Here is a 12,033-nt window from a genome sequence, read left to right as displayed (position 1 = left end):
ATATTTATTATACTCCGTCATGAGAAATATTTCAAGTGTTTTTTACTCTTTGTAAACCACTTTATTCTTACCCTGATCCTTTGCTATATATAGCGCTTCATCAACTCTGCGCGTCAGGCAATCTCCGCACTCTCCCGGCTTTACAATAGAAACTCCAAGGCTCATGGTATGTCCGCCTGATTCCTTGAATTTCTTTTCTGAAAAATCTTTTCTCAAGCCCTCCGCAATAGACAAAGTATCCTTTAAGGAGATATCAGTCAGAAGAATCATAAATTCCTCACCGCCCCATCTTCCGACAGAGATCCTACCTCGACTCTTTTCCATAACATCTATCAAGAGTTTCGAGAGCCCTTTTATAACTAAATCTCCCTCATGATGGCCGTACTCGTCATTAACATTTTTAAAATTGTCAATGTCAAGCATGATTAACGAAACACTATCAATATTTTTTACCGCATTTTCCTTAGAATTGTACATCTCTATAGCTTCATTAATCCTTCTCTGGATTTCCATTCGGTTATATAATTCCGTCATTCCATCGGTAATTGCCATCTTTTCCAGTTTTTCATTGGCCTTCCGAAGTTCATCTGTAGACGCCTCTATAAAAGTCGCAAATCTATTGATAATAGACACTTTATGAGATAGCTCAGCCTCCGGATAATTTTCATTGAATTTGTTTGTCTTCTTTGCCGCACCCTCGCGAGTAGCTGATATCACCAATGTCACATTATGTCTATTAATGAAACCATTGGTTCTCAGATACTCTCCCGAAGTATAAAAGCCGGAAGTTGGACATATCGAGTTAAACGGCTTGGTCTCTCTGCTTATCTCATCTTCTCCCCAAAATGTCTTTCTGGCTGCACAAGAATAAACTTTGATAACCTCTGGGCCAAACTTGTTAACCCTTCTAGCTCCCCAGCGCACATTGTCCAAAATCGTCTCCGGATCGCCGTATGACAAGCGTGCCTTGACGCCAGAATCCACATCCGCACTCATTCTAAATGATCCGTCCGGATTAACCTCTGTTGGAGCTCTAAGAACATCTATTCCATTATTTCTATACAAAATAGGGAATTCAAGGGTGTTATAGAAGAAATTCTCATCATTCTTGATATCAAGATATCTTGAGTAAATATCAAAGGCAGGTTCATTATTTATTTCATACAATATCGCTCTGTCTGCCTTGGTAATCATCATTTCTACACCAAGAGGTTTCCAGCCGGTAAAATATTCCGTATATGTGTGCAAGTTTTCGCCACCAGTCCACAGAAATACAACTCCTGACGTACAAAATCCATTTCCCTTACTGAATACAATTGTCGGCATGGATCTGTTCTCTTCGAAGGCTCCGCCACCAAATACGCATATATCCTGCGGAATCTTCTGCAAAGTTCTGCAAAAATCCGTGACAGTCAAGCCTCTGTTGGTAATTAGAAGCTCTACTGATTTTATCCATGGGCGATTTTCGATATCTTCTTTTATGCGATTCGCCACTTCCCCCATGTTCTCTTGGTTGAAACTGTATTGAGCTATATCATAAATCGATGAAGAATCCTCAAAAATAGTGCATGTAACCAGGATGTTGTTACTTGACATGCAACCATTGTATATATTTCCATTTGTTGAACATCCAAAGTAGCCTGCCTCCGGAAACTCATCCTCAATATACTCGCATAACTCCTTTACTTCTTTTTCCACGAATGAAAAAACAAATATCTGAAATACAAGTTTATATCCTGGATTTTCCATTGCAAGTTTTTTTAGTTCTTGGGTTTCTTCTTTAAATTTGTTAAAGTTCGAGACATCATACTGATATTGCTTCATAATACCTCCCCTTAACCGGCCACATGGCCGTTCGATCATAATCCTTTTAACTTACTTAGAAACTGATCTTCTGATGTCACTAAAACTGCCGGAATGCCACATTTTTCTGCGCCCTCACAGTTTTCCCTGCGATCATCAAAAAACAAACATTCTTCTCCCTTTAAATTATACTTTTTCAATAAATACTTATAAATTTCCGGTTCCGGTTTAATCTTGTGAATCTCATACGATACGACTTTACCATCAACATATTGCCAAAAAGGAAGGCCATCAGTATGTAATGAAAATAGAAACTCTGAATAGTTAGATAATATATATATATTATATCCTTTTTCCTTAAGCCGCTTCATCTGCTCCCAAACCCGAGGTCGACCAACCGGCATCCTCTGCGCGTGACTTATGAACCATTCTATGGCCGGATAATCATCGGGATACTTTTCTCTAAAAGCAATTAAACTATCCACTATGGGCTTCGCACCTCTGTCAAGATCAAGCCATGCTTCATCTGAGAATATCAAATCACCTAATCTCTTAGCCTCTTCGATGTCATCACCTAAGTACTCCATAAGACATTCCAGCATGCGATACCCCAAAACTACTCCACCTACATCAAATATTATACTCTTTAACACATTACCCTCCTCATGACTAATATATCCAAACCGATCTATATTGTTACTCCCTAGTATAACATATCTACAAACTATTATCAACTATATAATCCAATAAACCACTACATCCCTCAGCGATTTGATTGTATGCTGTGACAAAATCTCTGGTATACCAGGGATCTGCTATCTGCTCTCCCCTATGATCCGTATAATCAAGGCACAGAGAAATCTTGTCATCTCTTCCTCTGAAGAATCTATCCCTCATTATTCTATGATGGATGTCCTCCATGGCAATTATATAATCAAACTCTTCATAATCCTTAGGTCTTACCTGTCGTGCATGATGTCCACTGCAGTCAATTCCATGTTTTTTTAATTCAGCTCTCGCCGGAGGATATACCGGATTCCCTAACTCTTCTGTAGATGTGGCCGCTGACTCCACATAAATATTCTGATCCAGCCCGCGCTCACGGACCATTTTTCTAAATATGTATTCTGCCATCGGGGAACGACATATGTTGCCCCAGCAGACGAATAGTACTCTTATCATCTCTCAAAACCTCATAAATACTGAATTGTTGCACCTTCACGATTTAGCATGTCTTTGCATATTTTGGCATATTTTATCCGCCAAAAGGTGCAAAATAAGGTGCAACTCTTCCCGTTAATTGACTTACCATTTTCCATCCAAATCTGTTTTTTACAAGACTTTCCCTTTCAGGTCTGAACCCCAGATCATAATACACTTTACAGGCAAGCCAGGTATTGGTCTGGGTATGGATCTTTACTTTTTCATAACCCAATTCTTTCATGACTCCCAAAGTATATGTGATAAGGGGTTTCGAAAGGCCCTTACCCTGTTCTTCCTTCTTGACCGCAACCCAGTGAAGCTGACCTTCTCCGGGTCTGCTGTCTCCATGAATATCATAGAATGCCGTTGCCGTGGCTATCTTCTCACCGGTGCTGTTCTCTATAAATATCATTCTCTCCGGAAGTTCATCTTCACGCCCGCCATAGTAACGTTCCCAGCATTCCTCGCCATGCTTATAATCAAGTACCTCTTCCGCAGACAATTCTATATTTATCCATGCAGTCTTATCACCTGGTTTATACATCGCAAAACGATAGCCCTCAGGCAGGTCCTTCTGAGGTATTTCCTGCAGCTCACTCTCAAACAAAAGGTCAACATAGCACAGCTTATTATCATGCGTCTTATACTTTTTCGGATCCGAAGCCTTCAGACCGTCAAGTACACCGCATACATCTTCCTCGATATTGCTGAGATACTTAATCCGCTCTATCGTATTCTTAACCTCTTCTTCTCCAAGCCTTATGTCTTCTTCGTTTGAGCCTTCTATTCCAAGCGCACGCCGGATATTATATTCAAGCCACTCCACCCAAGTATAGCTTATCCCAAACAATTCATCATAGGAACGAAATCCGTTGTCATAGGAAGACAGATATCCTTCATAAAAAGCAGCCAGGTTTTCTTTGGAATACTTAGCATTAACAGTCCCCGCCCATTGAAGGGCCAGATCCAGACAGGTGGCGATTGGGTTACCTCTCTCAAGACATTCAAGATCTATCACATACGCCTTATCTTCATTCCACATGATGTTCTTAGGATCCATATCCGGATCATCTATCGCACTCATAACAGGCAGCATTCGTCTTGCGTTATTCAGTTTATCCTGAGCTTCCTTAAGAAGAAGCAGATTATCAGTGATCAGCCCGGCAATGACGCTTTTTCCCTTATCAGCCTCGGACGCATATGCTTCAAAATCTATATCACTGACCTCAGGCTCTTCCGGCTCTGTATTCTGAGGATCAATCTTATGGACCCTTCCCAGAATCTCACCCGCCATATAGCATTGCTGCTTCGATATGGCGTTATAATCTGTAATGCTTCCCTCCTGCCATCGGAAAATATAATAATACCGTCCATCATCCTCTATCATCTTCTTTCCGTCAAAAGAAAGCGCCGGAACGATTGGAATCCCCTCTTTCTCTAAAATGTTCTCAAGCTCTTCCGCCCTTGCATAATTATCCAAAGCCCTGGGACGCTTCATAACCTCGGGATTCAGGCATTTAACTGCATATATCTTCGATTCCGTCCTGACTTTATACATCCTATGCATAAGCCCGCCGGAGACCGGCTCTATGGTACCGCATACATTCCCCAGTCCACATTTACGAAACAATGTGGATATTTTGTAACTTAGTTCACTCATCTCTGATCATCAATCCCTTCAAACAGCTCACTCTCATATTCCATGATCACATGTCCTCCAAACCTTGTTTTATATATTCATCCCTTAAATCCGAAAGAAGTCGAACAATATTCTGATTCCAAGGGATCATTTGTGAAATCCGTCACAATACCTCTCTATCCCCCAATTTATATGTATACCTTTCTGAAGATATCCAGTGTTTCTTCTTTCGTCCTTCCGTTTGAGAGGAATTCGTCAGCAACAGCTTCCGGTCCCATCTTCTCAATAAAGGAAAGAACTGTACCTCTAACATTTCCACCTGTTTGGATCTTTACATCAGGATTGATCAATGGCAGCAAACGGAACACATCATTCTTATGCTTTTTGATATCATCCGAATTGACTTTCTTTCCCCGCTTTTTCAAGTCGGTATTATTAAGCCATGCATACATTTTGAATGGAATAATGTACTCAGCTCCTAAAATCGAGATATCATCGACTACTCTTCGTCCTTCTTTCATAAAAGCATAGAAATCTTCATCCAAAGCGATTGCAGACAGACTGGATACATCATCATCTATATGAACAGGAATAATACGAGAATCCAGTTCAAAATCTGCGCGTCTGGAAAACAACTCTATCTGTGACGGAAATCCCGGGAGCGGTTCTGTGAATCTGTAATAATGTGGTTCAGAATCCTTCCAACCACATGTATATTTCCCACGCAGAATGTATTTCCAAAAAGTCTCACAAAATTCCCTCCCACCATCCTCCATGATTAGGATCATATCAATATCCTTTGTAGCTCTAAAATCTCTGCTTGCCTCTTCCATGAGGATCATACATGCCGTTCCGCCTATTACGGTATAATAATCTGTATACTCTCGGAATGTCTCACGAAAAGACATAAGATTGTTCTTTAATTCTATATTATCTGCCAATTCCAGATTTCCTCCTTTACCTGTTCAAGACACTTATGAATTCTCTCGTCCCTGCTATCCGCAAACGTACAAATAAGAGAGACCGGGTCGACTTGCCCATTACACGAAAACAATAGCGGATTATATTTCCATTTTTGGATGCGGACAATATCAGTCTCATAATTCAGATCTGGATCCACAGAAGTTAACCCTTTAAAAAAAGGCAAGTCTTTGTATAAAGCATACTCAACATACTTTGGATAGCCCATGTCAGATCTCTGAGATAAACTGAATTCTCCGGATGCAGGTGTGCTGCTATCTACCCTACCGTTAGGCAAATACAAAAAACTTTGAACCGGATTAATAAGGTATTTCTCTGCTTTACTGTACAGCTCTCTTCGATCCTTAACACTAACCGTCATTACAATTTCAGTGCCCTGCTTCTTTTCCTCTATCAAGCCTTTTTCAAGCAATTGCTTTGATGCTCTGGATATGGTCATCGGTAAAACCTGCAGCCTTTTTGCCGCCTCAAGTTTCGTATAACTATCGTTTTCATATAAAAACAGGAGGAAAAGAACTTGCGAACCCGGCGCAAAGTGGTCTTTGACGATATCCTCTCCTTTGGCGCACTTCCCAAATAATACCCCCATGAACGGCAGATACATCTGCCCATTACGAGATACAAAAGGTATTTCATTCTCTATCATGCTCTTACGCTGAAAAGAACTGATCTTTCCAAAGCCGTAAACAACATCCTCTTTTATGACATTTTGATAGGATGTCAGCTGCTTTTTCAAGGTTTTTATATTAAATCGCTCTTGTGTTTCGGAAAACACAACAACAAACTTCTTCCCTGAAACAGACACCCTGTAGAATTTCTTGCCGTCTTGTAAATAAAGAGGTAACGAATATTTTATCTCTTCAAAATAATCTAGTTTTCGTCCATATACCTGCTCGAATAGTTTCTTCATATAATCGCCTTCTAACATTTTTATTTTATATTAACATATAGGATGTTAGTTTTCAATATTTATGTTAGTTATTTTTTTTGACCGCTCGGTTGGTAGAGGGCCGTGGCAGACGAATAGTACTCTAACCATTTTCTTCTCCTTAATCTACAATGCTAATCAAAAACTCTTTAATACACCTATTTACTTGCTCTGGTTGATCGTCATTTGAGTTATGAGCTGCATCTTTAATCCATGTTATTGGAACATTTATATCCTTCGCCCACTCCTTGTTATACTTATGGACCTTTCCTGTGTTATCACACTCACCAACGATCAATAGAACGGGGCAGTCAATATGAATGTCACTATTATCCTCCATAAAACCTGCATACCCCACTGCCATTAGGTGACATAATTCAGCTTTATCGTATATCGACACCATTTTATACATATTATCATATGCATGCTTGGAATTTGTATTCTGCTTTGCTATAGCTTTGCGAAGGGACTTGTCAGGATACATCTTTGCCATTCCCTCAAAGTGCTTAAGTATCCACCTGTCAAATTTTGAGTAATACTTCTCACCAAAGGGAGTGCTGTCAATTGATACAAATGCTTTAACATAATTCGGAAATCTCTTAATAACAGATTGAGCCATGTATCCACCCATAGACTGGCCAATGAACACTGCGGATTCAATTCGGTTTTCCTTCAAAATATTAACCGCATCATTTGCTGCCTTTTCATATGAGAAATTGCAATACGGTCTGGATAACCCATGTGCAGGTGCATCCCATACTATTACATTATATTCTTTTTCAAAATAATTCACTTGGTTTATAAACAACTCATGAGTTGCTGTCAAGCCATGGAGAAAAAATAGCGATAATGCCTCATTGTTAACTGATTCTGATATCCAATAATGTACATCTCCTGATTCCGAATGTAGTATCTTTTCAATCATATATACTCCTTATCTCTTCGATTTTACTCTAACTATATTGATAAGCTCATATCATAAAATCAACAATTCTATCTTACCATATTCGGAATATTTCTTCAACTTATCTCCCCGCCCCCGTTCTTTTCCACCAACAGTCACTATAATTGCAAAAACCGCCACAGCAAAGCTGTAGCGGTTCTTAATTTGAAACGCATATTGCTGGTCTTACTCACGTTGTTCGTAAGACAATAAACGCATATCGCTGGTCTTACTCACGTCGTTCGTAAGACAATTATCGGAAACGCATATCGCTGGTCTTACTCACGTCGTTCGTAAGACAATTAATTCATCTTTTATTTCCTGAGGAATGCCCTGCACACATATTGCAATGAGCACAATTTCCTCCGCATGACGATTTGCCATGTTTCTTATCTTTTATTAGTTTGAGGACTATACATGTGACGATTAGTACTAATACCAATGTAATCAGTATCGTCCCGAGATTTATAGTAAGCCATGCAAGCATCACTTCATCTCCCTCCAAAACTAATTTGCGATTGTAAGCTTGTCAGCCTCCTTATACTTCTTAAAGAAAAGCATATAAATCATAGCTACGAGAGCCGCCACTGCAAAAACTACTCCAATCACATTCATGTTTCCCGTAAACAATCCGCCAAATTGGTTGATCATAAATGCAATTACATATGCGAAACCACATTGATATAGGATTGCAAACCAAGTCCACTTGGCATTATTCATCTCACGCTTGATAGCACCAATAGCCGCGAAACATGGAGCGCACAAAAGGTTGAATACAAGGAATGAATAACCTGTAATACCTGTAAAGGCTGCTGCAAGTGCTTGCCATGTTGTGAGTTCTCCACTGCCATAAAGGATGCCCATAGTTCCCACAATGTTTTCTTTTGCAACAAGGCCGGTAATAGATGCAACCGTTGCCTGCCAATTTCCCCATCCCAATGGGATAAATAACCATGACAACACGCTACCAAACTTTGCAAGTAGTGAAAACTCAAGCTCTTCCTCAGATAACATACGGAATCCATCTTCCGTAAATCCAAAGAATGATGTAAACCAAATAACAATAGTGGAAAGAAGTATCACTGTTCCAGCTTTTTTAATAAATGACCATCCGCGCTCCCACATTGAACGAAGTACGTTGCCAAGTGTTGGGAGATGATATGGAGGGAGCTCCATATCAAACGGTGCCGGATCACCAGCAAACATCTTAGTTTTCTTAAGCATAATTCCGGAAACAACTATTGCTGCCATTCCGATAAAGTACGCCGATGTTGACACTATCGATGCCTTCAATGAACTTCCGCCAAAGATAGCACCTGCAATCATGGCGATAAATGGCACCTTCGCACCACAAGGAATAAATGTTGTGGTCATGATAGTCATACGACGATCGCGTTCATTTTCAATAGTTCTACTTGCCATAACACCGGGCACTCCACATCCTACAGCAACGAGCATAGGGATAAATGACTTACCTGAAAGTCCGAACTTTCTGAATACACGGTCAAGCACGAATGCGATACGAGCCATATATCCGCAAGCCTCGAGGAATGCAAGCATCAAGAACAGAACGAGCATCTGTGGAACAAATCCAAGCACTGCTCCTACACCACCAACAATTCCATCGAGCACAAGGCCCTTGAGCCATTCTGCTGCATTGGCTGCATCCAAGCCCTTCTCTACAAGTGCCGGAATTCCTGGTACCCATGTACCATAATCAGCCGGATCTGGTTCATCACCAATCTTCTCAACTGTCTTCTTAGCTTCTTCGTAATCTGCAAGACTAGCTGTCTCCTGAGAAACTTCAAGAGTTTCCTCATCTTCTACATCATACTGGAAGTCTCCGGTTGGTGCCTTTCCATTTTCCTTTACATAGGCATCATATCCATCGACAATAGCAGATGCTCCACTGTACTCTTCTGCAATAGCTTCATATCCGCCATCCATGCCAAACAGATGGAAACCATCTCCAAACAAATTGTCATTGGCGAAGTCAGTTGCCGATGCTCCAACACCGACCATGGCAATCCAATAAACCAAAAACATTATTAAGGCAAATATAGGAAGTCCCAAAATTCTATTCGTTACAATCTTATCAATCTTGTCTGACGTAGATGCCTTACCGGCATTCTTCTTTTTATAACAAGCTTTGACAACTTGTGCGATATAGATATATCTCTCATTTGTGATAATACTCTCCGCATCGTCATCAAGCTCCGTCTCAGCCGCCTCGATATCCTTCTCAATATGAGACATCTTGTCGGCCGGAATATTCATCTTCTCGAGAACCTTGTCATCTCGCTCAAATATCTTAATAGCATACCATCTTTGCTGTTCCTCCGGCATATCATGGATAATCGCCTCCTCGATGTGGGCAAGAGCGTGTTCAACCGGACCAGAGAATGTGTGAAGCGGTACAGTCTTACTTCTCTTCGCAGCATCTATGGCCGCTTCAGCCGCTTCCATAACTCCATCTCCCTTGAGAGCAGATATATCTACTACTTTACATCCAAGCTGACGAGATAACTCCTCAATGTTAATCTTATCGCCATTCTTTCTGACAATATCCATCATATTGATGGCAACTACTACCGGAATTCCAAGCTCAGTCAACTGTGTCGTGAGATAGAGGTTTCTCTCCAAGTTAGTTCCATCGATGATATTGAGAATACCATCCGGTCTCTCTCCAATCAAATAGTTTCTGGCAACTACTTCCTCAAGTGTGTAAGGCGATAGAGAATATATACCCGGAAGGTCAGTGATAACAACATCATCGTGCTTCTTGAGCTTTCCTTCCTTCTTCTCTACAGTTACACCCGGCCAGTTTCCAACAAACTGATTAGAACCCGTGAGTGCATTAAACAACGTGGTTTTACCACTATTCGGATTACCTGCAAGTGCAATTCTTAGACTCATCTTCATTTTTCCTTTCTGCTATTCCACTTCAATCATTTCAGCATCTGCTTTTCTGAGTGATAGCTCATAATTTCTGACGGTTACTTCAATCGGATCGCCGAGAGGCGCCACTTTCCTAACATAGATTGAAGCATTTTTTGTAATTCCCATGTCCATTATACGGCGCTTTACCGCACCTTCTCCGTGTAATTTTACAACTTTTACAGTCGAACCTATTTTTACATCTTTAAGTGTCTTCACCGCAGGTTCCTCCTCAATTAAATCATAATCTTTCTTGCCAGCTCTTCGCTGACTGCAACTCTACTCTGCTTAACCTTCACAATTAAGTTTTCTCCGAGTGCGCTGACGACACTAACTTCGCCGCCCACATTGAAGCCCAAATCCTCTAAGTGTTTCTTCACTTCCGGATTTCCTCCAATTTTCTTGATAATAACCGGTTGATCTACTTCCGCAAATACAAGAGGCATCATTGTTCTCCTCCTTAATAATAATATCTCGAGATACATCTAATTGCAGTTAGAACGTTCTAACCATATTCTATTATAGTTAGCACAACCTAACTTGTCAAGAAGTTTTTTTATTTCACTAGAAAAAAATGTCTTACGACCATAGGGAGTAAGACCAGCAATATGCGATTATTGTCTTACGACCGCAGGAAGTAAGACCAGCAATATGCGTTTCCAAAAACAAAAAAATGTTCAGCCAAGCAAACCTTAACTGAACATTTTACTTATATATTATCCTTCTTCCCAAAACAACTCATCAAGTGTCTTTCCCAACACCTTGCATACGGATATGCAAAGGTTAATTGTCGGGTTATAATCCCCTTTTTCTATGGCACTTATAGTCTGTCTTGACACACCCACGGCCTTGGCCAGATCATCCTGAGACATATCCATCCCAGCTCTGGCTGCCTTTAAACGTAAATTTTTCATAGCTTCACGCTCCAATCTATAGCAATTATGCCCCGCTTTCAATTCCCTTCTTAATCATCAACTCAATCATCAGTATCAATCCCATTCCGCCTACCAAAATATTTACAAAAGAATCGTTCAACACGTCACTTCGGAATAATCCTTCATTAAATATACTTCCGAAACCGGACAAGAAATTAATCAATGTGACAACAATCATAACGACGATAAATTTGGTCATGTTAGTATTAATCCCCTCATATCCGTCATTGAAAATACTGTAAGTTACTTGAGTAATAATTCCAATGAGAATAGGTGCAACGAATTCTGTAATTCCCAATTTACTCACATCATATACCGCTGAATCAACCATAAACTCAGCAACCAATGAAATAATCAAAGCGTAAAAGCCGTACATATATGCTTCGCCTCTCACAATCTTCTGGCGTTCATCATACTCAGTCTTCATCTTGCCGTCCTTGTTGATGGCCTTCAATACAAATACTACTATTATCAACCCCACCATAATTCCTATAGCTATTCCCGCTGTTCTCATAACACTCACCTTTTCCTTTCTTAATTTGGTTCTAGAAGAGTCTCTCACAACCCCTTCTATCTTGTTTCTGATATTATAATACCACCTACCTTACATTATGTCAAGTATATTTTACATATTTTCAAATATTTTTTTATTAATGCTATTGAA

Annotated in this window: 13 protein-coding genes; all 13 read right to left on the bottom strand. The window is 40.2% G+C overall.

Annotation, left to right across the window (positions count from 1 at the left end):
• Window positions 1–42: 42 nt before the first annotated feature.
• The 13 genes from L877_RS0100430 to L877_RS0100370 all read right to left on the bottom strand — a co-directional run bounded on the left by L877_RS0100430 (window position 43) and on the right by L877_RS0100370 (window position 11,892).
• The gene (locus tag L877_RS0100430) at window positions 43–1,824 is read right to left on the bottom strand and encodes a sensor domain-containing diguanylate cyclase (RefSeq protein ID WP_026834406.1); all 1,782 of its coding nucleotides are present in this window, start codon (window positions 1,822–1,824) and stop codon (window positions 43–45) included.
• 35 nt (window positions 1,825–1,859) lie between these two features.
• Complete coding sequence (locus tag L877_RS0100425) at window positions 1,860–2,456, bottom strand: HAD family hydrolase (RefSeq protein ID WP_034784712.1); 597 nt, start codon at window positions 2,454–2,456, stop codon at window positions 1,860–1,862.
• 64 nt (window positions 2,457–2,520) lie between these two features.
• Complete coding sequence (locus L877_RS0100420; RefSeq protein ID WP_026834404.1) at window positions 2,521–2,985, bottom strand: low molecular weight protein-tyrosine-phosphatase; 465 nt, start codon at window positions 2,983–2,985, stop codon at window positions 2,521–2,523.
• Window positions 2,986–3,058: 73 nt separating this feature from the next.
• On the bottom strand, window positions 3,059–4,666 hold the full coding sequence (locus tag L877_RS0100415) for a GNAT family N-acetyltransferase (RefSeq protein ID WP_026834403.1): 1,608 nt from the start codon (window positions 4,664–4,666) through the stop codon (window positions 3,059–3,061).
• Window positions 4,667–4,833: 167 nt separating this feature from the next.
• Entirely contained in the window at window positions 4,834–5,586 is a 753-nt protein-coding gene (locus L877_RS0100410) for a hypothetical protein (protein WP_156922945.1), read from the bottom strand.
• The gene (locus tag L877_RS0100405; protein ID WP_026834401.1) at window positions 5,571–6,536 is read right to left on the bottom strand and encodes a helix-turn-helix domain-containing protein; all 966 of its coding nucleotides are present in this window, start codon (window positions 6,534–6,536) and stop codon (window positions 5,571–5,573) included. The genes L877_RS0100410 and L877_RS0100405 overlap by 16 nt, the downstream gene beginning before the upstream one ends.
• Window positions 6,537–6,675: 139 nt before the next feature.
• Complete coding sequence (locus L877_RS0100400) at window positions 6,676–7,479, bottom strand: alpha/beta fold hydrolase (protein WP_026834400.1); 804 nt, start codon at window positions 7,477–7,479, stop codon at window positions 6,676–6,678.
• Window positions 7,480–7,804: 325 nt separating this feature from the next.
• The gene (locus tag L877_RS0100395) at window positions 7,805–7,984 is read right to left on the bottom strand and encodes a FeoB-associated Cys-rich membrane protein (protein ID WP_026834399.1); all 180 of its coding nucleotides are present in this window, start codon (window positions 7,982–7,984) and stop codon (window positions 7,805–7,807) included.
• A 20-nt stretch (window positions 7,985–8,004) separates the two neighbouring features.
• A complete protein-coding gene (gene feoB, locus L877_RS0100390) occupies window positions 8,005–10,413 on the bottom strand; it encodes a ferrous iron transporter B (protein ID WP_026834398.1) in 2,409 nt (802 codons plus the stop codon).
• Window positions 10,414–10,431: 18 nt separating this feature from the next.
• Window positions 10,432–10,653, bottom strand: a complete 222-nt coding sequence (locus L877_RS0100385; protein ID WP_026834397.1) for a FeoA family protein — start codon at window positions 10,651–10,653, stop codon at window positions 10,432–10,434.
• A 17-nt stretch (window positions 10,654–10,670) separates the two neighbouring features.
• Complete coding sequence (locus L877_RS0100380) at window positions 10,671–10,883, bottom strand: FeoA family protein (protein ID WP_026834396.1); 213 nt, start codon at window positions 10,881–10,883, stop codon at window positions 10,671–10,673.
• Between the two features lie 267 nt (window positions 10,884–11,150).
• Window positions 11,151–11,348 carry a helix-turn-helix transcriptional regulator gene (locus L877_RS0100375; protein ID WP_026834395.1) on the bottom strand — a complete coding sequence of 66 codons (198 nt, stop codon included), beginning with the start codon at window positions 11,346–11,348 and terminating at the stop codon, window positions 11,151–11,153.
• A gap of 25 nt (window positions 11,349–11,373) precedes the next feature.
• Window positions 11,374–11,892, bottom strand: a complete 519-nt coding sequence (locus tag L877_RS0100370) for a hypothetical protein (RefSeq protein WP_207637205.1) — start codon at window positions 11,890–11,892, stop codon at window positions 11,374–11,376.
• Between the last annotated feature and the right edge of the window lie 141 nt (window positions 11,893–12,033).

The organism is Eubacterium xylanophilum ATCC 35991, from assembly GCF_000518685.1.
Classification (GTDB): domain Bacteria; phylum Bacillota; class Clostridia; order Lachnospirales; family Lachnospiraceae; genus Eubacterium_F; species Eubacterium_F xylanophilum.
Note: the sequence above shows the minus strand (reverse complement) of the source record. Positions and strands in the feature narration are given on the sequence as shown.

Coding starts and splice junctions, on each gene's coding strand:
- L877_RS0100430 (WP_026834406.1), bottom strand. CDS start 1,824: ATGAAGCAATATCAGTATGATGTCTCGAACTTTAACAAATTTAAAGAA.
- L877_RS0100420 (WP_026834404.1), bottom strand. CDS start 2,985: ATGATAAGAGTACTATTCGTCTGCTGGGGCAACATATGTCGTTCCCCG.
- L877_RS0100415 (WP_026834403.1), bottom strand. CDS start 4,666: ATGAGTGAACTAAGTTACAAAATATCCACATTGTTTCGTAAATGTGGA.
- L877_RS0100405 (WP_026834401.1), bottom strand. CDS start 6,536: ATGAAGAAACTATTCGAGCAGGTATATGGACGAAAACTAGATTATTTT.
- L877_RS0100400 (WP_026834400.1), bottom strand. CDS start 7,479: ATGATTGAAAAGATACTACATTCGGAATCAGGAGATGTACATTATTGG.
- L877_RS0100395 (WP_026834399.1), bottom strand. CDS start 7,984: ATGCTTGCATGGCTTACTATAAATCTCGGGACGATACTGATTACATTG.
- feoB (WP_026834398.1), bottom strand. CDS start 10,413: ATGAGTCTAAGAATTGCACTTGCAGGTAATCCGAATAGTGGTAAAACC.
- L877_RS0100380 (WP_026834396.1), bottom strand. CDS start 10,883: ATGATGCCTCTTGTATTTGCGGAAGTAGATCAACCGGTTATTATCAAG.
- L877_RS0100375 (WP_026834395.1), bottom strand. CDS start 11,348: ATGAAAAATTTACGTTTAAAGGCAGCCAGAGCTGGGATGGATATGTCT.